The sequence below is a fragment of the Bacillus sp. RC251 genome (assembly GCF_044908765.1).
Taxonomy (GTDB): Bacteria; Bacillota; Bacilli; order Bacillales; family Bacillaceae_G; genus Bacillus_A; species Bacillus_A wiedmannii.
This window is the reverse complement of sequence record NZ_JBIYDP010000001.1, coordinates 1,699,560-1,720,094: the sequence shown is the minus strand read 5'-3', so window position 1 is coordinate 1,720,094 and position 20,535 is coordinate 1,699,560. Positions and strand designations below refer to the sequence as shown.

The window sequence follows — 20,535 nt, the reverse complement described above, 5'->3', positions numbered from 1 at the left end:
TATGGAAACGATTTTACAATTTAAAAATTTGGATTATTATTATGAAAGTAATGGGAAAAATGTAGCAATACTAGACAATGTCAACTTTTCTTTTCAAAAAGGACATTTCTACACGATTCTAGGACCATCTGGATCTGGTAAAACTACAACTCTAAGCTTAGGTTGTGGACTGGATGTCCCTAAAAATGGTTATGTACTGTATAATGGCAAAGATATTCGAAAAATCGGTTTGGATAGATACCGTAATCAAAATGTATCTGTAATTTTCCAATCTTATAATTTGATTACTTATATGACGGCTCTTCAAAATGTCCTAACAGCGATGGAAATTACAGGTGTTAAAGTGCAAAATAAAACGGTAAGGGCGTTAGAATTATTAGAGAAAGTAGGACTTACAGAAGTAGAAGCGAAACGAAATGTTCTGCAACTAAGTGGCGGGCAACAGCAGCGTGTTGCAATCGCTCGAGCGTTATCTTGTAATGTTGATTTACTGATTGCGGATGAGCCGACAGGAAACCTCGACGAAGAAACGGCAATGGATATAATAGAACTGTTTCAAGAACTTGCACATAAAGAAAATAAATGTATTATTGTTGTGACGCACTCACAGGAAGTTGCTAAAAAATCAGACCGTGCAGTCTATTTAAGTAAGAAGAAGTTGGTAGTAAACGAAATTTAATATAAACACCCTAGTTTTTCAATTCACATAATTTTCGAAATTAGTTTCTTCAAATATTTATATTTGATATACAATATAACCAAGCCATAATTAAAATGGTCTCCCTGTATTGAATGTTAAGATAGTTTGTTATTCCCTTTTTAACAATTTTTGAAAAAGAACTTGTAGTATATTCTACAGGTTCTTTTTGTTATGATCGGTTTACTATATCATTGAAGAATTGCATATAAAAAACGGGACAGTATTTAGGTGTATGATCTAAATACTGTCCCGTTTAATTATTTATCTGTAAAAAGGAACTAGCTTACATCTCATGTGATAGATTTTATAAATAAGAGCGTTTAATTGGCCATGGATCTAAGCACTAACCATTTGGAATAAAGATGCAATGTATCAGTTATACTATGTAATATTTATTCATTACAAAATATGGTGGTATGTATGACTAAGCAAACAATTACTTTATTTCAAGTTTCTATGATACTCATTGGTAGTATTGGGATAATTAATCATGTCATTATGATTCCTATGTTATTAGATACCTCAGGTAGAGATTCGTGGATCTCTATCATATTAGTAAGCATTATATACTTGATTTGGATTTCATTAATATTCATCATATATAGAAACATAAAAAATGAACACTTGTTTTCGTGGTTAAAAAATAATTTTGGGAAACTCAGTGTATATCCAATCATATTCATAGTTGTGATTTATTTAATAACAATTGGTGTCGTTGCACTAAAAGAAACATTAACCTTTTTCTCTTTTTATTTACCAGAAACACCTCACTTTGTATTAGGAATACTTTTTTCAATGATTTGTCTCTATAATGCTACAAGAGGAATTCAATCTATTGCACTTACAACAGGTGTTTTGTTACCTATTGTATTCCTACTTGGTTTTTTTGTAATGTTTGCAAATGTTCCACATAAAGATTATTCTTTACTTCAGCCAATGATGGAAAATGGAATGAAGCCAGTATTTAAGGGAATGGTTTATCCTGCAGCAGGATTTTTAGAGTTAATTTTTATTCTTTTCTTACAGCATCACATTTGTTCAAAAGTCAAATTATATCAACTGATCGCTTTGGGAATGGTTATTATCGGTATCACAATAGGCCCAGTTATGGCAGCTATTATAGAATTTGGACCTTTCGTAGCAGCAAACCAACGATATCCAGCATTTGAAGAATGGAGACTTGTGTCAATAGGAAGGTATATTGAAAATTTAGACTTTCTCTCTGTGTATCAGTGGCTTGTAGGGATCTTTATTCGTCTATCACTTGTTGTTTTTCTTATACCGGATTTGTTATCAATTACAAATCGAAAAACGAGAAATAGGATTATGTTTGCAATACTTTCATGTATTTTATTAATAAGTATACTACCCATCAGTGACTCTAGTTTCTATTGGTTTGTATCTCAAATTATTTTACCAGTTTCAGCTTTAGGGCTATTTTTGTTTTCTATCTTACTAATAGTGTTTGTATGGGTTGCTAAATTTAAGAAAAGCTCTTAAAAGAGTATGGGGATATATTTTATATAAGGTTGCTGAGTTTGAAGGAGACAACGTAGATGAACAAACGAGTAGAAATAAATGAGAAGATAATACTAGAGTGGTTTGAAGGATGCAACGATGTAAAAGTAATAAAGCGTGAATTGGATGAGACAGAAAAAAGGAATTCAGTATTGTTTATGTATTGTCAAAACTTAATTGACAATACAAAATTAAAACAAGCCACATCATCCCATGTTTGCAAAGAGCTTTCAAGTAATTCAATAGAAGAGTTTAACCTCTCAACATTAATTCCCCAGTTATCAGTAAAGAAATTAGATATGGTAAATTCGAATGAAACTATCTCTCAGATTATATTTGAAGGTAACCTCCTTATTATTTTTGAAGAATCTAAACATGGATATATAGTTGATATTGCCCAAATACCTACCAGATCGGTTGAACAAACAAATACAGAGATGACCATTCGTGGTGGACGTGATGGATTTGTTGAAGAGTTAAACACAAATATAGGATTAATTAGAAAAAGACTAAAAACGAGTTCTCTTAGTTATGAAGAATTTATTATTGGAGAAAGAACACAAACTAAAGTAGCACTCCTGTATTTAAAAGATGTCGCATCCCAAGATATCATTAATCAAGTTCAATTAAAATTAAGACAAATTAAAATAGATGGGGTTGTTTCAAGTGCACAAATTGAAGAGTTAATCACAAACGATCAATTTAGTGTATTTCCTTTAGTTGAATATACAGGGCGCCCTGATTATGCTGTGAATTGTTTGCTATATGGGCGTTTTATTTTACTGGTTGAAGGGTCACCAACAGCGACAATTGCACCAGTTACATTTCCTTTTTTTGTGAATACATCTGAAGATCAAGATCTTTTCTACATATTCGGTAGTTTTGTACGACTTGTAAGTCTTTTGGGGATAGCAATTTCTATATTTCTTCCAGGAATTTGGATAGCACTAATTACATATCATCCAGATCAGATTCCCTATACGTTGCTAGCTACATTAAGCTTATCAAGAGAAGGGATTCCTTTTCCAGCTCCTTTAGAGGGGCTAATTATGATGACATTATTTGAAATTTTGAGACAAGCAGGATTGCGTGTTCCTGCCGTATTCGGTCAAACATTATCTGTTGTAGGGGGATTAATTATTGGACAAGCTGCTATTAGTGCAGGAATTGTTTCAGCATCTATGGTCATTATAATAGCAATCTCGGTTGTTTCGACATTTGCATTAACTAATCAGTCAGTAACAGGAATAATAAGTATATTGCGGTATGTAGTATTCTTAGTATCTTCTTTATTAGGCATAGTAGGATTTATCTTTTGTGTCCTTGTGATGGTGATACATGTAGTAAATATACGCTCTTTTGGAGTTCCATTCTTTACACCATATTCACCCCCTGTGTTTAAAAGTATGCTAGCAGCCACATTTAGACTTCCTTTCACGTATATGAAAAAAAGACCTAAAGAATTGCATACGCAAGATAATACAAGGAAAAGAGAGAGTACCGATGAAGAAAAATAAAAGAATAGTTATATTTCTTTTTATGATGTGTACGTTTCTAACAGGGTGTTGGGATCAAAGAGAGTTGCATCACGTTTTGTATATAAATAGTCTAGGTATCGATTTTAAAGATAATAACTATATCATCCGTCCGCAATTTATTAATTTTTCTAACATAGCTAAACAAGAAGGGAGCACTACCCGTAATTATAGCCAGGCCTATATCGGAAAGGGAAAAGGCCCCATTTTAGATGAGGCAGCATTTGATTTTTATAAGGGTGCTCAACAAGAAATCTCATGGGAGCATCTCAAAACAATTGTTGTAACAGAGAGATTTCTAAAACATGGTGACTTAAATCAATTTAATGATTTTTTTTCTCGGTTTTTTCAATTTCGAGATACTATGTGGATATTTGGAACTAAGGAGCCTTTAGAAAATATATTAGCGAACAATAATATATTAAATATTTCTCAATTATATACAATCATTAATTTACCAAAAGAGATAACCAAGCAATATACAATAATAGATCCTTTACCTTTATATAAATTCCAAAGAAATTATTATGAACCTGGGATGACAACTCGCATTCCATTCTTAGCTACGACTAAAACATATTGGAAAAAAGGACATACATCATTTCCAATGTTAAAATTTAGTGGTTATGGTTTTATAAACGATAAATCCTATATAAATCATTTAAACAGCCATGATATTGCTGGGGTTCGATGGACGGATGAAAATACCAAACGAGCTCCATTACTATTAAAATTTAACAAGAAAATCATTGGACATATAGTATTAAAAAATCCAAAGATAGATACAAAGCATTTTATTAAAAATGGAAAGTTACGTATGCTTATGAACATCCATTTCGATGCTGATATTTTTCAATTAATAAATTCTATGCCTGTAAATGATATTAAAAAAATTGCAGAGGACCAAGTTGAAAAAGAAATTAAAAAAACGTACCGCAAAGGAATCGAAAGAGGGATTGACACGTATCAGTTATCACATTCCTTATATCGACAGAATTCCGAATTATGGAAACGATATAAAAAAGAGGGGGAGATATCCCTTCAAAATAAAGAATTAGATTTAAATGTCTCGATTAATATAGCTACAAATGGAAAATCTAAAAATATGCGTAATATGATTGAACATTAGAATAGTTGAAGATGAAAGGAAACGTAAAATATTAACTCTAAATAGGAGATTCGAACTTGAAAGACCACTATGATGTGGCGTCGTCTTCTTTAGGAATGGGATGAGAGTTCGATTAGGAGAAGAAGGAGGCTTTTGCCTCCTTCTTTGCCTGAAAACACGCTTACATTTCTTAGCGTTTAGATAAGTACAAGTATTTAAAACTATATGTGCCGTAAAGTAGGAGCAGCTTAAATTCATTACTATAATTTATTTGTAACTTTTAAAGCGTCTAACACTATTTTAGTTGCATTTGCAATAAGTTTATCATCGTATTTCGCATCTTCTTTCGCATGATTAGAAAGTATCGCAAGAATAATTGGCTTTTTATTTGGTGGCCAAATGATTGCAATATCATTCCTTGTTCCATAAGACCCAGAGCCGGTCTTATCGGCTACTTCCCATTCTCCTGGAACTCCAGCACGGATTAAGTTGTCCCCCGTAGTATTTCTTTTCATCAAATCTATTAAAAAGTTCCGTTTCTCAATGGAAAGTATATCGCCTAGCGCGTATGCTTGAAGACTAGTAGCTAATGCCTTTGGGGTACTAGTATCACGAGTGTCTCCTGGCTGCACTTCGTTTACTTCTGGTTCAAAACGTTCAGGATTTGTGACAGTATCTCCTATTTCTCTCAGTGATTTTTTGAATTCACTTGGCCCACCTAATTGTTTAAGAATAAGATTTTGTGCAGTATTATCACTATATCGAATGGAAGCATCCGCAAGCTCTTTCAGAGTCATACCTGTATCTACATATTTTTCAGTAATTGGATTGTAATTCACAAGATCTTTGCTGGTATACTTAATTTTTTGATCTAAATCTTCTATTGATTTCTTTTGTAACAGTGCTCCAACAGCAAGGACTTTGTGGGTAGATGCGTATGCAAAGCGTTCATCTGAACGATAAGTAACAGTTTGATTCGTACCTGTGTCCAATGCATAAATACCAAGTTTAGCATCATATTCTTTTTCAAGCTTTACAAAAGAATGCCTACTTATATTTTCTTGTTTGGTTTGTTTCGATGGTTCGGATTGAATATTATTGGAACAGCTTATAAGCATTACACATGAAAGTAATACTACAGGTAGCATCTTTTTATATTGTGCAATGTGAAAAACCTTCTTTGAAACTATCATACATTTTCAACCTCTTTCAAGAATATATGGATTTTGTATAAGTATTTTACATACCTATACAATTAACAAATGCACTGGATAGCACTTCTCTTGTATTTCTTGCATTACAAAATGAGAGGACTACCAAGAATACCTTTTTTATACGTAATAGACAATCTAAGTAACACATTTGTTCCATTTATGATTAAGGTTTTTAACATATCTATTAACTTTGTTTTTAAGCATCGCAAACTCCACTTAATAAAGTTGGATGGTAGAAATAAAGAGCTTAAAAAACGAAAAGTCCCCCTTATTGATTCCTAATAAGATTATACTTGCTACAAAAACAAACAAACTCGTCCTACTAAGAGGGGAGTTTGTTTGTTTGTTGTTTAGATAAAGGAATGTTCATGCAAAATTGCACACTATGTTCCATATTTTTTATAGAATACTTTATATTTAGCGTTTCAAGAATTTGTTTAACAATATATAGCCCCAAACCACTTCCGCCAGTATTTCGATTCCTTGATTTTTCAATTCGATAAAATGGTTTGAAAATTTGTTGTATATCTTCATCTTTAATATTGATACCTGTATTTATAATTTGCATTTTAATTTGATCTTGTTTAGAATCCTTACTTAACTTTATATAGACTTTTTCATTATATGGTGAATACATAACTGCATTATGGATAATATTTTTACATGCTTTTTCAAAAAGTACACGATCTGTATAAACAGAAAGGTCAGAGTCAATTTCTTTTATTATTTGGATGCTTTTTTGAGAAGCGAAAAATTCGAGATCTTTTGTGATTGTACCTATTAACTTTGAAAGATTAACTTCTTCTATTTTTAGTTTAAATGTATGTTGTTCTAACTTTGACATACTTAAAATTTCACGAACTAATTGTTCCATACTTTCAATAATTTGATGATTTTTCTTTAAATATTGATCACGATTTTGATAAGGGCCAATATTGTATATCATCCCTTCTAAGTATCCTTTCATTACAGTAAGAGGGGACTTTAATTCATGTGCTACAATCGCAAAAAACTCTCTGCGTTTTGTTTCTATTTCTCTTTCTTTTTCAATATCATTTTTTAATTGTTCATTTGCTTTTTTTAAATCAAACATAGCTTGTTGTAAGTTAATAGACATGTCATTCAAACTATTAGATAATTCTCCTAACTCATCTGTAGAGCGAACCTCAATTTTTTCGGAGAAATCTAAATTTGCCATATTTTGTGCACCCTCGTTAATATAAATAAGTGGCTTTGTAATAAACCTGGAATAGAAATAAGCACTCCCTATACCAATTACGATCACAATGATACTAATATAGGGGAGAAAGCGCACTAATACTTGCGAAGCTTCATCAATCGGTTGAAATGTTGCGAACACTACAAGCGTTAAACTACCATCTTGGAATTGAATTGGCTCCGTAACATTATATGAATTGCTAATGGTACCTGCATTCTCAAATCTTGCTGCTTTAGTAACTACTGTTGTTTGTGTACCACTTTGAATAAAAGAAAATGAAGGCGAGTAAATAATTATTCCTTCTTTATTTTGAAGCGAAAGCATCGCGTTATTTTTTTTTGCGTATTCATCAAAAAGTGGTATCGCATCTTGAAACGTAAGATTTTTGGACTTATCAATTATTTCTTTTATCCCTGTTTGAAGTTGATCTGTTTTGTATTGCTCATAAAACGTAGGGAGAAAGAAATATAAAGTTAAATAAATTAACACTGCAAAGGATAACAAAATGAGAGATGTAGTCATAAAGAGTTTATAAGTAATTTGCTTCATCTTCATAACTTTTAAAATTTTATTCATCAATTTTATAACCAATCCCCTTTATTGTTTTAATATAGGGGATAGCTAGTTTTTTACGTAGGTTTTTAATATGTGTATCTATTATTCGTGTTTCTCCAAAATAATCGTATCCCCAAACCTTTTCTACGATATTTTCTCTTGTAAGTACTTTTCTCTCATTTTGAAATAGTAGTTGTAGAATTTCGAACTCTTTTGTCGTTAACAAAATTTCAACATCATTTACATATACTCTATATGCATCAACATCAATGCGCACTTCTTTAAATACCAAATAATTATTTACATTTTTATCATAACTTCTTCTAAGTACAGCTTCGACTCGTCTAATCAAAACATGAAACGAAAAGGGTTTTGTTATATAATCATCAATCCCAAGATCGAACCCTTTCATTTGATCTTCCTCTTCTTCTAACGCAGTTAGCATAATAATTGGTATGTTTGACTGACTTCGAATCATTTTAGCAACTTCAAATCCATTAAGATTGGGCATCATTACATCTAGAAGAACTAAATCAAAGGATTGCTTATTAAATTGTGTCATACCCTCTAGTCCATCTGAAGCAACTACCACTGTATACTGTTGTGTCATTAAAAATTGTTTAATTAATTCCTGAATTTCTTGATCGTCCTCAACCACGAGGATATGATAGTTTTTCATAATATCACCTCTGGTAGTCATTATAGCCGTACTATCTGTAGTTTATGTGGAGATACAGTAGGAAACTTCATAGGACGTTTAACGTATTAACTCCATTTTCAAGATTGTGTATTCTCCATAAAAAAGTATTATTACCCATATTCCTTTTTTATGGAGAAATATTTGTGTGCTTGAAAAAACTTATCATATAAAAAGCTGAACGATTAATATTTACAAAAAACTAATGTATAATAATGTAAAATGTATGTAGTTTTTTTAGCTGTTTGAAAATATACTTTCGATACTTTACTAGAAAGGGAAAGGGAGATGAATTTAAATATAAAAGAAGCCAGCGAAATTCTAGAGCGTATGCCACAAAATTTTTAGTTTTTTTGCTAATTTAGTAAAGGCCTAAGGTGCGAACAAGGGATTATTAAATCATGTGAGAAAGGTTGTGAAATTATTTGATGGGTTATAAAGCGATGCTGTTTGATTTAGATGATACGTTACTTGATAGGGATAAGGCAGTAGATAAATTGTTTTTATTAGTTTTAGAAAAGTGTTATGAGGATGTTAGTGATACGATCAAAAACAATATGTTATTGAAATTCAAAGAATACGATAAAAGAGAATACGGCAATAGTGATAAAACGATAGTTTTAGAATCATTATTTGATGAATTTGCACCGGAATATAGATTGCCACGCAATTATATCCAAGATTTTTGGAATGAAAATTTCCCTAAATGTTTTTCGATAGACCAAAACACTATCCATTTCTTAAATCACATAAAGAAGCACTTAAAAGTTGGAATTATAACAAATGGATCAACGCAGAGGCAAACGGCTAAAATAATTAACACAAATTTAAATAATTACTTTGAAACAATTATTATTTCTGAAGAAGTGGGGTTTAGTAAACCTGATAAGCGTATATTCGAACTAACATTAAACAAGCTTAATGTGCAACCAGATGATGTATTATTTATTGGGGATGACTTAGAAAAGGATATTGCTGGTCCTCAAAATGCAAATATAAAAGGCGTGTGGTTTAACCCTCAGAAAATCAAGAATACTACCAAAATACAACCATATGCCGAGATTAACACTTTGGATAGTTTGTTAAGTTATGTTACTCCACGATATTTTTATAACAAGTAAAAGTAATTTCATATATATATTCGAAAATATAAAAAAGAGAAACTATCATTAATTTCATTGACCGTATTAGTAATAAAAAAATATATTTACAATAAAAAAATAGAGGCGATTTTAATAGCTACGGCTAATTTAATCTATGATTAATACGAAGTTTTGTAAAACAATTTTATTCATACTGTGTAAATTATAAAGGGGTGAGACTATGGAAATAAAGAAAGTAGTAATCGATGGAATCAATATTGCAGTCATTAGAAATGATAAGGTATTAATATCCGATGTTCAATCTGCATTAGATACTATGGCAACTGTTCAATATGAGGTAGATGCGAAGCATATTATTATCCATAAATCTTTAATAAGTGAAGATTTCTTTGATCTAAAAACACGTCTTGCAGGCGATATTCTTCAAAAGTTTATAAATTACAGAGTAAAGATTGCTATTGTTGGAGATTTCTCTATGTATACTAGTAAAAGCTTAAAGGGTTTTATTTATGAATGTAATAAAGGTAAAGATATTTTTTACTTAGCAACTGAACAACAAGCAATTGAAAAACTAAGTACATTAAAGTAATAACAATACCCCAGTAAAATCCCCCTCTTTTTCACATCGCTTATTATTTATAACGTATAAGAACTGATGTTTGTGTTAAACTAAGAAATGAATAAAGGGGGAGTTTTCTTGAACAGTTATAATGATACGATACAAAACTTAAACAATATAATTTACAAACCTAACGAATTAATAATCACGAATCTAAAAGAAGAACAGCAAAACGCAGAATATGCGGGATATTTATTTCACTTAAATAACAAAACCATTCGTTTTAGAAAATCCAAAATTACTCCTAATAAAATTGGTCAATTTGTTTCTTTTTGGGAGAAAGATGACAATATGCAGAATCAAGCGTTTTCTTATGACGCTGCTCCTGACTTATTAGTTATCACTTGTATAGATGATAATAAACTAGGACAATTTATCTTCCCTAAAGAGATTCTTCTTAAGGAAAAAATCTTGAGAACACAAAAGCAAAAAGGCAAGATGGCTATGAGGATTTATCCGATTTGGGATACCCCTGTTAGCAACCAAGCTAAAAAGAGCCAAATGTGGCAACTTCAATATTTTGTTGATTTAAGCGATCATAATAATTTACCTATAGACAAACTATTAAATTTGTATTCGTAGCTTCTTATCTTAAGTAATCTTGTTGGTTAGACTTTTTGTACCGGTACAGTTAAACGAAATGTACATTGTTTCAGTACCCCTTTAAATTTACAATCAGCATATACTATTTTAACTTATACATTTTAAGGGGTGCTGACTATGACAAGTCTACAACATAAGCTTTTTACAAGATTGAATCTTGCAAAGCGTACTGAAGTGAAATTTGAGGAATTAAATACAATTCTCTTTGCATTTGCACACACTATACCATTTGAGAATTTAGATGTAATAGCACGTAATACGAATGCAATTACTATGGAAAATTTACAGGATAAAATTTTAACTAGATCCCGCGGTGGACTTTGTTATGAATTAAATACTCTTTTTTACTACTTTTTAAAAGATTGTGGTTATAATGTACAACTCGCATTAGGTACCGTATATAAAAATGATATAAACGCTTGGGCACTCGAGGATGGGCATATAACGATTATTCTAAATTATGATAACGTACGATACGTAATTGATGTAGGTATTGCTTCATTAGTACCTCTAGTCCCTGTACCTTTTACTGGTGAGTCTGTTTCTTCTAAAAATGGTACGTATCGAGTGAGACGAAAAGATACGAGTAAAGGGAATTACGTTCTAGAAAGAAAAGATACGAACGGTGAGTGGAAAGTATGTCATGCTTTTTATAATCGTATCATTGGTGAGGCAGTAGTGAATGATGTTCAAAAAAGAGTAGTAGAAGATGAGAAATCTATTTTCAATAAAGGACCAATTGCAGTCAAATTGACGGAATCTGGCCATGTCTCTTTAACCAATACTAGTTTCACTGAAATAGTTCATGGTGAAAAAACGAAACGTGAAATTACAGAAGATCAATATAGAGAGCTTTTATATACTTTATTTGCTATTGAGTTATGATAAAACAAATAGCCGGTTCTTGTTCAGAACCGGCTATTTTATTAATTTTAATTTAAAACAACTATTAAAGTTTGATTTTCTTAATAGATATAATACACTAGAACAGTATGAAAAAGTATAACAATGAATTTTGAATGTAAAGGAAGATCTTCATGTCAATTATCGATAAATTGAAACTTAATAAGTATACGAATATGGTTGTTATTAACGAGCCAAGTGATTACGAAGTTTTTACAGGAAAAGAAACTGTATTTTCAAAAGAACACGATGCCATTTTTATTTTTGTAGAAACATTGGATGAAATGGTGAAACAAACGAATTATATTATTAGTAATGAAGAATTATTAATTGAAAAAGGATACATATTCTTCGCATATCCGAAAAAAGGTAATTCTCGCTACAGTACGTTTATTCACCGTGATGAGATGTTTCCAGCATTAAACGTTGGAGAAGATGGATATGTGGGAGAAAGCGATATTAAATTTGCGCGAATGGTAAGTATGGATGACATCTTTACTGTTGTAGGTTTAAAGCGTGAGAAGAAAAAAGCGACGAAAACGCCTGCAATGAGCCAATGTGTAGCTGATTATGCAGATCGAATTCAAGATGTTGAAGCTTTATTGGCTAATTATCCAAATGAACTTAAGTTTTATCAAAGTTTAACACCTGGATACAAAAAAGATTGGGCACGTAATCTTTTTTCTGTAAAACAAGAAAAAACACGTGAAAAACGTCTTGAGAAAATGATTGAAATTCTTTCACAAGGATATAAAACAATTGATTTATTCCGCAAAAAGAAAAAATAAGATTAGGAAAGTCACAATGATGCAACAATTAATTGCGATGAGTACATTGAAAAAAGTATTCCTTCCATTATACTAAGGGATGTTCTTATATTTATATAATTAGTAAAAGAGAAAAGGTGTTTGAAATGAAATCGTATATTGTAGTTGGAGCGGGAATTTTAGGAGCGTCTACTGCTTACCATCTTGCTAAGGTTGGCGCGAACGTTACTATCGTGGATCGTCAACAAGTAGGTCAAGCAACGGATGCAGCAGCCGGTATTGTATGTCCATGGCTTTCACAGCGTCGTAATAAAGCGTGGTATAAAATCGCTAAATGCGGTGCACGTTACTATTCTTCGTTAATCCAACAATTAGAGGCAGACGGTGAAACGGATACAGGATACAAACGTGTAGGTGCAATTAGTTTACATACTGATGAGAAAAAGTTAGATAAAATGGAAGAGCGCGCTTATAAACGACGTGAAGATGCACCCGAGATTGGTGAAATTACGCGTTTATCAGCTGAAGAAACGAAAAAAATATTCCCAGCATTATCAGAAGAATATAGTTCTGTTCATATTAGTGGCGCTGCACGAGTAAACGGAAGATCATTACGTAACGCATTAATAAGTGCTGCAAAAAAACATGGCGCAACTTTTATAAAAGGAGACGCAGTATTAGTCCGTGAAGGTAATGATATTATTGGAGTTAAAGTAAATGACGAAACAATGGTAGCAGAAAAGGTAATTGTAACTGCAGGGGCATGGGCGAATGAAATCTTGAATCCATTAGGAATCAATTTCTTAGTTACGTTCCAAAAAGGACAAATTGTTCATTTGCAAACGGAAAATACAGCAACCGAAAATATGCCAGTTGTTATGCCGCCAAACGATCAATACATTTTAACGTTTGACAATGGTCATGTCGTAATTGGTGCTACTCATGAAAATGAAACTGGCTTCGATCATCGTGTTACGGCTGGTGGTTTACATGAAGTATTCCATAAAGCATTAGCAGTTGCACCTGGTTTAGAAGATGGTACTATGCTTGAAACGAGAGTTGGGTTTAGACCATTTACACCAGGATTCTTACCTGTTATCGGACCACTTCCTAACTTCGACGGTATTCTTGTTGCAAACGGATTAGGAGCTTCAGGTTTAACAGCTGGTCCATATTTAGGTTCAGAACTTGCTAAATTAGCACTCGGACAACCAATTGAATTAGATTTAAATGATTATGACGTTGCTGGTGCAATTGAATAATAAAAAAGATTAGGATTCGCTCCTAATCTTTTTTATTTATAGCTAATTCTTTAACTGCTTTGATAACCTTTTGTTTAATTCCCACAATGCTGTTTTGTTACTATCCCATTTCAAAAGCATTACTGCATCCTCAAAGCATAACCATTTATAATTGGAGTGTTCTTTAGATAATGAAATATTTTTTGTAGAAACTTTAACTCCAAAAGAAAATTCTTTTATTACATAAACATCTTCTCCCCAAAGAAATCCTCCGACTACATCCTCTACAGGTAGTGAAGAAACCGAATCTAATTTTATATAGGGACATTCTTTTATAATACCAGCCTCTTCAAACGCTTCTCGTTTTGCTGATTCAATAGGAGTTTCACCATCTTCTCCACCACCAGCTATTCCTTGCCAATAACCATAATCACTTCGGTTAAAAATAGCGTATTGAATAGAATCTCCAATTATTATATAAGGAAATATTAATACTTGATATGGTGCTCTCATTGCATAACCCCTTTCTGAAAATCAGCTTTAAATAAACATGAATAATTGTTAATTATTATATGGAGTAGGGGTTCTTTTGAATAAAAACACCACTGATAAAATAAAGATTACAGCCTTCAAACTCCCCCAATACGGATAAACAGTATGGTCTGTTAAACTAGCATATTGAAAAATATTTTCTAAACCGAAAATCCCAATAACGACTGCTAAGAGGAAAGCAGCTTTTCCAATAGTACTATTACGATAGAGGGTAAATAAGTATATTGCACATATAAGTGGTACGATGATTTGTAGTAAGATTGCCATGAATTATCCCCCTAATTTATATTTTATACTTATATTATATCAAAAATGTAATAAAAAGGAATGTAAGTTAATTGATGCTAAGTAGAAAACAGACTTGTACAAACAGGGATATCACACTTTTACGTCTATAGTTTTGATACTAATTTAACTACTCTCATCATATTCTTCTATTAAAAAGAATAACAAGGAGTGTAAAGTTAATTGACAAAAGTTAAGGTTCGTTTACGACCCATCGTTCATAAAGTAAATTTACCGACTGTATTGAAAACAGCTATACTTCCAGGTGAATCGATCGAAAGACTATTTATCGCAACTCAATTAGGAGAGGTTTTTTACATAGGAGACGGAGCTATAAAGACATTTTTAAATATTCGTCACCGAATTATTAAATTAGGTACATTTGAAGAAGGTGTTTCTAGTAGCGGTTATGATGAACGCGGTTTGCTGGGACTAGCGTTCCATCCACAATTTAATCATAACGGCTTATTTTACCTTCATTATTCAATGGCTGGAACTCAAGGACCAGGTTCGCTTTCAGAACAATTTAAACCGAATCCTTGTGACCCGAAAACTTTAAATTTAAAGTGGACAAATAGAGATACTCAATATGATCATATTGATACAGTTGAAGAATGGGTTTTACAATCAAATGGCCAACCTCAAAAGCGAAGAACATTACTTAATATAAAACGGCCATTTTTTAATCATAACGGCGTAAATAGCTTAAACTTTTCACCTGAGACTGGAAAACTTGTTTTTACTAATGGAGATGGTGGTTCTGGCTATGATCCGTTTAATTTGAGCCAGGATGATTTAGAAATAGCGGGTAAAATAATTGAAATCGATGTAAGTAGAGATACATTCATAACCAATCCTCCAGTAGTTACACGCTTTAATGAACTTCCTTTATCTATACAAGAAACACTTACAGTAATTGCAAAAGGCGTACGTAATATAACAGGTATTTCATTCCAAAGGTTGCATAATCAATATATCAAATATGCCGGTAACGTCGGACAAGATATTGTAGAGTCTATTTTTTCTTTTGTTCTATATAAATCAATACCAGTTACCGAAATCGTTCAAATCCATTTAATGAGAGATACTCCTGATCAATATGGATTTATTAATTTTGGGTGGAGAGGATGGGAAGGGGAATTACCTACTTCTTTTATAAGGCACTGTTCTGAGAATCCAACTTTAGATGAAAGGATAACGGCTTATTATAATGAAACAATAGTAACATCAGTAAATCGTATTCAACCTCTAATAAGTTATTATCATAAAGATTCCAGACCGGATAAATTTGACGGAACTTCACTTACTGGCGTTCAACCGTATATGGGAACTGCAATTCCTGGTCTGACTGGTAGTATTGTGTTTACTGATCTTGCTAAAAAAGAAAAATCGCAGTCTTCAGTAAAAGGTGCGTTAGCTTATTCTAGAGCTGGTACGCATGGTAAACATACTGACTTTCATGTTATTGAAACCCATTATGATTTCGGTGAGCAGGCAGCTTATTTTATGAGTTTAGGAACAAATTTGGATCAAACTAGATTATATTTAGGAGTTTACGGTTCTATGAAAGTAACTGATTTGAACAAAGGTACTATTTTTGAAATCGTTCCTTAATATGATAGACACTCTCGGAATTATTCATTATATAATCGTCCACTGTATAATTAGATATCTTTAGGGGGATTTTGATGAATCAATTTAGAAACTATTGGTATCAACCGATGATCGCGCATGATGCGAATTTTGTTCATAAAAGAAAGATGACGCCAGCAAAGAGGTTAGTCATTACAGCGTTACTCGGTTCACTTGCTGCTATTTTTCAATCTGCCGGGAACCTAATCCCTGGTATAGGCTTATTTATTAGTCCTTTTGCGACGCTGCCTATATTTTTCGCTATTTGTTATTCTACTCGCACGGGAATACTTTCTTACATTCTTACTATTCTCCTATTATTTATTATTGAGCCAAGCGAACTAATTGTCTTTCCTTTTACTACAGGTTTATTAGGTATAGCGTTAGGAGTATCCTTTATACAATTCAAGAGAAGGATTTGGATTGTTTCCTTTTCAGCAATATGTCTACTTCTAGGTATTATGATTGTACTTGATATCTTTCGATTTCCTGTATTAGGTCCTACTGTTCATACAACTTTGGATATAAAAATTATTCTATTAATATTTATTCTGAGCTTTCTATACTGCTGGATCTATGCAGGCATTTGTAAAATAATGTTGAATAGAGTATATAAAGCATGGTCTTAACAATTTCTCATATATTTTTAAAGATTGGAGATTCAAGTCGTGTATAACGTTAAAATTAGAAGACCAAATTCGGATGATGTAGATGAACTGAATATGTTTTTTCGTCTTGTTATTACTGATACATTTAAAAATGAAGGGTTATCACAATTATTAGATGACATAAAAAATGAAATTAACACGAAAAAACAATATTTGAAAAATGATTTGGAGAGTAATGGAGAAAGTCGTTACTTTTTATTAGCAATTGATATAAGTAACGATAAAATCATTGGAACAATTGAAATCGGCCCAGCGAGTACATTGATTAATAGTTGTACAGGTGGTGTGTTTAAAGATTTATATGAAATAGGAACTGTATTTGTACTACCTGAATATCAACGAAATGGCATAGGCAATTTATTGCTACATGCAATGTATATTACGTTACTTAGCAGAGGAATAACAGAATACTGTTTAGATAGTGGATACAAAAAAGCGCAAAGTATATGGACGAAGAAGTTTGGAGAACCTAGTTATGTACTGAAAGAGTATTGGGGAGAATCAAGCGATCATATGATTTGGAAGAAGAGTTTACATGATACTCCTATAATATTTGAATTATAAAATGAAATATGCCTCTGAACGTAGCTTTTCTTACATATGTATGCTATTATTTATCTTTATAATAAAAGAGGACGTGAATGAACTTGATTAAAATTAATATTCCTGAAGCTGATGTTTCAATTACTGAACGTAAACAAGTTATTAAAGGAGACGAGCCAATAATTACTCCAATTAATGGATTTATCGATTTCCACTTGTTTCCTAGAGATAAAGGCGGCATTTTTATGTTTTACAATATTAATGACGAACTTCTTTTCGTAGGTAAAGCTCGTAAAATTAGACAACGTATTAAGAAGCATTTTGAAGACAATGTTTCACCAATTAAAAATCACCGTGATGAAGTATACCGCATTGATGCATGTATCGTAGAAGATCCAACAGAAAGAGAAATTTACGAAACTTACATTATTAATGAATATAAAGCAAAATATAACGTTGATAAAGTATTCTATAAATAAGTAATAAAAAAACAATCCTAGCGCATATACTGGGATTGTTTTTTATTTAAATTTAGTCCTCATATTTTTCTCCTTTTTTTAAATGATTAGCAACAATAAAACAGCATACACCTATACATATAAGTACAATGCCAATTGATTTATGTTTTCCCTCAAAGAAAGGAATATCAGAAATAACATTTGTCATACATAACCCTATAAACACAAGGATAGGTCCTGCCCACAGTAATACATTACCGAATTTCGTATGTTGCCACATAGTAACCCTCCTTATCTCTTTTTACATATATATCTATAAAATAAAAGTAAATTCATAGAGAAATATAGTTTTTTTCATATCGAAAATTTAACCTTCATATATTGGTACAAGCAAACGAGAAAGGGGACCATCATGAATTGGTTAGAAGCTTTTATATTAGGGATCATACAAGGTTTAACAGAGTTTTTACCGATAAGTAGTACAGGTCATCTTTATTTAGGGAGGCATTTGTTTCAACTAGATGAAGCGGGATTATTTTTAGATACGATGCTCCATATTGGAACTTTACTTGCAGTGTTTATTTATTACAAAAAAGAATTTATATATTTAATTAAAAATCCATTTTCGAAACTAATGCTACTACTTATTGTCGGGACGATACCCGCAGTTGTAATCGGATTGTTATTTAAAGACTTTTTTGAGGATATTTCAAAAACAGGTATTACGATTGGATGGGAGTTTTTAGTGACAGGATTCTTTCTATATATGGCCGATAAACAAAAGAATGGTCGTAAAAAAATGGACGACATTACATATAAAGATGCATTTATCATTGGTTCATTTCAAGCGGCTGCTATTTTCCCAGCAATTTCTCGTTCTGGTATGACAATTGTTGCTGCATTATGGAGGAAGTTAGACCGCGAAACTGCTGCTTACTTTTCTTTTTTATTATCAACGCCAGCCATTGTCGGAGCTATCATTTTGCAATTAGCAGATGTTTATCAAGGGAAAGCAGAATCTATTTCTAGTACATCTTTAATCGTCGGCACATTATCAGCAGCGTTTTTCGGTTATATAGCCGTTTCATGGATGATTCAATATTTAAAACGTCACTCCTTAAAAGTATTCGCGTATTACGTATGGGGATTAGGCATTTTAATTTTAACGTTGCAATATACTCATGTATTTTAATTATAATGGTAAAGAAGTTAATTAGTTTAAGATCCTGTTTCATTCATAAAAGACAGGATCTCTTTTTATTAAGGGGGAAAATATGTTTAATAAAGCTATCGTTATTGGCGGCAGTATCGCAGGAAAACTCGTAGCAAAAGCATTATCAACTGCTTTTAAAGAAGTAATCATTATAGAAGCCGGTGAAAGATGGGATGGAATATCTTCAAGAAAAAGAGTTCCACAAAGTAATCATCCTCATGTGTTATTAAAAGGTGGAGAAAGAGCTATTGAAGAATTGTTTCCTACTATCACTAATGAACTAATTGAAGCAGGTAGTATCGTAAATAACTTTACTCGTGATTTAAAATGGCATCAATTTGGTTTATGGAAACAACCATTCACAGGAGAAGTACATATGATTCAACAAAGTAGATTTTTGCTTGAATGGCATATTCAAAAACGAATAAATCAGGTTTCTAATATTACTATTAAATATGAGACATTGATTGAAGGGTTATTAATAGATGGAAAACTTAACAAAGTATGTGGAGTAAAAGCAAAATGTTTAGAGACTGACACACAAGAAGAAATTCAAGCAGATATTGTGGTTGATGCAAGTGGATTCGGTTCAAAAAGTATAGCGTGGTTACGTGAATACAATATTGAAGTGCAAGAAGAGAAAGTGCGCATTGATTTGTTTTACGCAACTAGAATGTTTAAACTCAATGAAAATGAGAAATTAGACTGTTGTAATATGCTAATGTCTCCAAGTTTCCCTGACAATCCGTATGGTGTTCTTATTCAAACGATTGAGGATAATCGCTATTTTGTTACTTTCAGCGGATATGCAAATGAGAAAGCACCACAAACAGATGATGAGTTTTATGATTTTGCTGAAAACCTATCAATTTCTAATGTGACAGATTTTCTAAATAAAGCTGAGGCAATTTCACATATCAAAACTTACAAAATTCCTTATCAAGTACGTCGGCGATTTGATTTAGTTAATCATTTACCAGAAGGGTTGTTAGTAGTTGGGGATGCACATTGTCGTTTTGATCCTGTTTTTGGGCAAGGTGTTTCAGTTGCAGCTATGGAAGCTCACCAATTGCAGTTACTTTTGCAAAAGAGACAAAAGCTTGATAAAACATTTACACAGCGATTTTATAAAAAGACCGCTCATATCATACAAACTCCTTGGGAAATGACTACAACGGAAATATCACGTCATCCTCAGCTAACAAGAAAATTATCGATAAAGCAAAAATTTCAGCTATGGTATACGAAACAAATATATGAACTATCTGCAACTGACTCTGACGTTTATATTCGATTAGTAAGAGTGATGAATTTAATTCGTAGTCCATTGCACCTATTTCATCCCAAAGTGCTATTTGCTGTATTACTGAAGCGAAAGAAATAGAAGGAAATTAATTGATTG

22 protein-coding genes are annotated in these 20,535 nt (G+C 32.1%); 16 read left to right on the top strand and 6 right to left on the bottom strand.

Features of this window, described 5'->3' with window-relative positions; genetic code table 11:
- Window position 1: 1 nt before the first annotated feature.
- The 4 genes from ABH961_RS08655 (at window position 2) to gerXC (ending at window position 4,882) form a co-directional block, all read left to right on the top strand.
- Window positions 2-679, top strand: coding sequence for an ABC transporter ATP-binding protein (locus ABH961_RS08655; RefSeq protein ID WP_098077460.1), 678 nt, complete (start codon window positions 2-4; stop codon window positions 677-679).
- A gap of 441 nt (window positions 680-1,120) precedes the next feature.
- On the top strand, window positions 1,121-2,200 hold the full coding sequence (gene gerXB / locus ABH961_RS08650; RefSeq protein ID WP_098642428.1) for a spore germination protein GerXB: 1,080 nt from the start codon (window positions 1,121-1,123) through the stop codon (window positions 2,198-2,200).
- A 56-nt stretch (window positions 2,201-2,256) separates the two neighbouring features.
- Window positions 2,257-3,735 carry a spore germination protein GerXA gene (gene gerXA / locus ABH961_RS08645; RefSeq protein ID WP_098077454.1) on the top strand — a complete coding sequence of 493 codons (1,479 nt, stop codon included), beginning with the start codon at window positions 2,257-2,259 and terminating at the stop codon, window positions 3,733-3,735.
- The gene (gerXC, locus tag ABH961_RS08640) at window positions 3,722-4,882 is read left to right on the top strand and encodes a spore germination protein GerXC (protein ID WP_098077452.1); all 1,161 of its coding nucleotides are present in this window, start codon (window positions 3,722-3,724) and stop codon (window positions 4,880-4,882) included. The genes gerXA and gerXC overlap by 14 nt, the downstream gene beginning before the upstream one ends.
- A 239-nt stretch (window positions 4,883-5,121) precedes the next feature.
- Here the strand turns inward: gerXC and bla are convergent, their stop codons facing one another.
- The 3 genes from bla to ABH961_RS08625 form a co-directional block, all read right to left on the bottom strand.
- Complete coding sequence (gene bla, locus ABH961_RS08635; protein ID WP_098077449.1) at window positions 5,122-6,054, bottom strand: class A beta-lactamase; 933 nt, start codon at window positions 6,052-6,054, stop codon at window positions 5,122-5,124.
- Window positions 6,055-6,397: 343 nt separating this feature from the next.
- Window positions 6,398-7,870, bottom strand: coding sequence for a sensor histidine kinase (locus tag ABH961_RS08630; RefSeq protein WP_098077579.1), 1,473 nt, complete (start codon window positions 7,868-7,870; stop codon window positions 6,398-6,400).
- A complete protein-coding gene (locus ABH961_RS08625; RefSeq protein WP_000800743.1) occupies window positions 7,863-8,528 on the bottom strand; it encodes a response regulator transcription factor in 666 nt (221 codons plus the stop codon). Before ABH961_RS08625 ends, ABH961_RS08630 begins: the two co-directional genes overlap by 8 nt.
- 446 nt (window positions 8,529-8,974) lie before the next feature.
- Between ABH961_RS08625 and ABH961_RS08620 the strand changes: the two genes are divergently transcribed.
- The 6 genes from ABH961_RS08620 to ABH961_RS08595 all read left to right on the top strand — a co-directional run bounded on the left by ABH961_RS08620 (window position 8,975) and on the right by ABH961_RS08595 (window position 13,803).
- On the top strand, window positions 8,975-9,667 hold the full coding sequence (locus ABH961_RS08620) for an HAD family hydrolase (RefSeq protein WP_141519980.1): 693 nt from the start codon (window positions 8,975-8,977) through the stop codon (window positions 9,665-9,667).
- Between the two features lie 202 nt (window positions 9,668-9,869).
- The gene (locus ABH961_RS08615) at window positions 9,870-10,238 is read left to right on the top strand and encodes a DUF4180 domain-containing protein (RefSeq protein WP_098077440.1); all 369 of its coding nucleotides are present in this window, start codon (window positions 9,870-9,872) and stop codon (window positions 10,236-10,238) included.
- A 108-nt stretch (window positions 10,239-10,346) separates the two neighbouring features.
- Window positions 10,347-10,850: a MepB family protein gene (locus ABH961_RS08610; RefSeq protein WP_141545784.1), complete on the top strand. Its 504-nt coding sequence runs from the start codon at window positions 10,347-10,349 to the stop codon at window positions 10,848-10,850.
- Window positions 10,851-10,988: 138 nt separating this feature from the next.
- Window positions 10,989-11,756 carry an arylamine N-acetyltransferase family protein gene (locus tag ABH961_RS08605; protein WP_098642424.1) on the top strand — a complete coding sequence of 256 codons (768 nt, stop codon included), beginning with the start codon at window positions 10,989-10,991 and terminating at the stop codon, window positions 11,754-11,756.
- A gap of 152 nt (window positions 11,757-11,908) precedes the next feature.
- Window positions 11,909-12,562 (top strand): YdeI/OmpD-associated family protein, encoded by a 654-nt coding sequence (locus ABH961_RS08600; RefSeq protein WP_098077432.1) that lies wholly within the window; start codon window positions 11,909-11,911, stop codon window positions 12,560-12,562.
- Between the two features lie 125 nt (window positions 12,563-12,687).
- Window positions 12,688-13,803 carry an NAD(P)/FAD-dependent oxidoreductase gene (locus ABH961_RS08595; protein ID WP_098642423.1) on the top strand — a complete coding sequence of 372 codons (1,116 nt, stop codon included), beginning with the start codon at window positions 12,688-12,690 and terminating at the stop codon, window positions 13,801-13,803.
- A gap of 42 nt (window positions 13,804-13,845) precedes the next feature.
- Here ABH961_RS08595 and ABH961_RS08590 read toward each other — a convergent pair whose 3' ends face one another.
- Window positions 13,846-14,295 (bottom strand): NUDIX hydrolase, encoded by a 450-nt coding sequence (locus ABH961_RS08590; RefSeq protein ID WP_098077425.1) that lies wholly within the window; start codon window positions 14,293-14,295, stop codon window positions 13,846-13,848.
- A 48-nt stretch (window positions 14,296-14,343) separates the two neighbouring features.
- Window positions 14,344-14,601 carry a hypothetical protein gene (locus ABH961_RS08585; RefSeq protein WP_087984460.1) on the bottom strand — a complete coding sequence of 86 codons (258 nt, stop codon included), beginning with the start codon at window positions 14,599-14,601 and terminating at the stop codon, window positions 14,344-14,346.
- A gap of 201 nt (window positions 14,602-14,802) precedes the next feature.
- Between ABH961_RS08585 and ABH961_RS08580 the strand changes: the two genes are divergently transcribed.
- From ABH961_RS08580 to ABH961_RS08565, 4 genes are all read left to right on the top strand, one after another.
- Window positions 14,803-16,233, top strand: coding sequence for a PQQ-dependent sugar dehydrogenase (locus ABH961_RS08580; protein WP_098077422.1), 1,431 nt, complete (start codon window positions 14,803-14,805; stop codon window positions 16,231-16,233).
- A 74-nt stretch (window positions 16,234-16,307) separates the two neighbouring features.
- Complete coding sequence (locus ABH961_RS08575; protein ID WP_098077420.1) at window positions 16,308-16,880, top strand: YybS family protein; 573 nt, start codon at window positions 16,308-16,310, stop codon at window positions 16,878-16,880.
- A 39-nt stretch (window positions 16,881-16,919) separates the two neighbouring features.
- Window positions 16,920-17,483 (top strand): GNAT family N-acetyltransferase, encoded by a 564-nt coding sequence (locus ABH961_RS08570; RefSeq protein ID WP_098077418.1) that lies wholly within the window; start codon window positions 16,920-16,922, stop codon window positions 17,481-17,483.
- A 77-nt stretch (window positions 17,484-17,560) separates the two neighbouring features.
- A complete protein-coding gene (locus ABH961_RS08565; RefSeq protein WP_001048941.1) occupies window positions 17,561-17,941 on the top strand; it encodes a nucleotide excision repair endonuclease in 381 nt (126 codons plus the stop codon).
- A 52-nt stretch (window positions 17,942-17,993) separates the two neighbouring features.
- Here the strand turns inward: ABH961_RS08565 and ABH961_RS08560 are convergent, their stop codons facing one another.
- Window positions 17,994-18,200 (bottom strand): hypothetical protein, encoded by a 207-nt coding sequence (locus ABH961_RS08560; RefSeq protein WP_000267713.1) that lies wholly within the window; start codon window positions 18,198-18,200, stop codon window positions 17,994-17,996.
- Window positions 18,201-18,332: 132 nt separating this feature from the next.
- Between ABH961_RS08560 and ABH961_RS08555 the strand changes: the two genes are divergently transcribed.
- Window positions 18,333-19,112: an undecaprenyl-diphosphate phosphatase gene (locus ABH961_RS08555; RefSeq protein WP_048547231.1), complete on the top strand. Its 780-nt coding sequence runs from the start codon at window positions 18,333-18,335 to the stop codon at window positions 19,110-19,112.
- Between the two features lie 82 nt (window positions 19,113-19,194).
- Window positions 19,195-20,517: an FAD-dependent oxidoreductase gene (locus tag ABH961_RS08550; RefSeq protein WP_098077415.1), complete on the top strand. Its 1,323-nt coding sequence runs from the start codon at window positions 19,195-19,197 to the stop codon at window positions 20,515-20,517.
- Window positions 20,518-20,535 lie beyond the last annotated feature (18 nt).

What these genes read in the sequence shown, in the direction of transcription:
- ABH961_RS08655 (WP_098077460.1), top strand. Translation starts at nt 2, where the DNA reads ATGGAAACGATTTTACAATTTAAAAATTTGGATTATTATTATGAAAGT.
- gerXB (WP_098642428.1), top strand. Translation starts at nt 1,121, where the DNA reads ATGACTAAGCAAACAATTACTTTATTTCAAGTTTCTATGATACTCATT.
- gerXA (WP_098077454.1), top strand. Translation starts at nt 2,257, where the DNA reads ATGAACAAACGAGTAGAAATAAATGAGAAGATAATACTAGAGTGGTTT.
- gerXC (WP_098077452.1), top strand. Translation starts at nt 3,722, where the DNA reads ATGAAGAAAAATAAAAGAATAGTTATATTTCTTTTTATGATGTGTACG.
- bla (WP_098077449.1), bottom strand. Translation starts at nt 6,054, where the DNA reads ATGATAGTTTCAAAGAAGGTTTTTCACATTGCACAATATAAAAAGATG.
- ABH961_RS08630 (WP_098077579.1), bottom strand. Translation starts at nt 7,870, where the DNA reads ATGAATAAAATTTTAAAAGTTATGAAGATGAAGCAAATTACTTATAAA.
- ABH961_RS08625 (WP_000800743.1), bottom strand. Translation starts at nt 8,528, where the DNA reads ATGAAAAACTATCATATCCTCGTGGTTGAGGACGATCAAGAAATTCAG.
- ABH961_RS08620 (WP_141519980.1), top strand. Translation starts at nt 8,975, where the DNA reads ATGGGTTATAAAGCGATGCTGTTTGATTTAGATGATACGTTACTTGAT.
- ABH961_RS08615 (WP_098077440.1), top strand. Translation starts at nt 9,870, where the DNA reads ATGGAAATAAAGAAAGTAGTAATCGATGGAATCAATATTGCAGTCATT.
- ABH961_RS08605 (WP_098642424.1), top strand. Translation starts at nt 10,989, where the DNA reads ATGACAAGTCTACAACATAAGCTTTTTACAAGATTGAATCTTGCAAAG.
- ABH961_RS08600 (WP_098077432.1), top strand. Translation starts at nt 11,909, where the DNA reads ATGTCAATTATCGATAAATTGAAACTTAATAAGTATACGAATATGGTT.
- ABH961_RS08595 (WP_098642423.1), top strand. Translation starts at nt 12,688, where the DNA reads ATGAAATCGTATATTGTAGTTGGAGCGGGAATTTTAGGAGCGTCTACT.
- ABH961_RS08590 (WP_098077425.1), bottom strand. Translation starts at nt 14,295, where the DNA reads ATGAGAGCACCATATCAAGTATTAATATTTCCTTATATAATAATTGGA.
- ABH961_RS08585 (WP_087984460.1), bottom strand. Translation starts at nt 14,601, where the DNA reads ATGGCAATCTTACTACAAATCATCGTACCACTTATATGTGCAATATAC.
- ABH961_RS08575 (WP_098077420.1), top strand. Translation starts at nt 16,308, where the DNA reads ATGAATCAATTTAGAAACTATTGGTATCAACCGATGATCGCGCATGAT.
- ABH961_RS08565 (WP_001048941.1), top strand. Translation starts at nt 17,561, where the DNA reads ATGAACTTGATTAAAATTAATATTCCTGAAGCTGATGTTTCAATTACT.
- ABH961_RS08560 (WP_000267713.1), bottom strand. Translation starts at nt 18,200, where the DNA reads ATGTGGCAACATACGAAATTCGGTAATGTATTACTGTGGGCAGGACCT.
- ABH961_RS08555 (WP_048547231.1), top strand. Translation starts at nt 18,333, where the DNA reads ATGAATTGGTTAGAAGCTTTTATATTAGGGATCATACAAGGTTTAACA.
- ABH961_RS08550 (WP_098077415.1), top strand. Translation starts at nt 19,195, where the DNA reads ATGTTTAATAAAGCTATCGTTATTGGCGGCAGTATCGCAGGAAAACTC.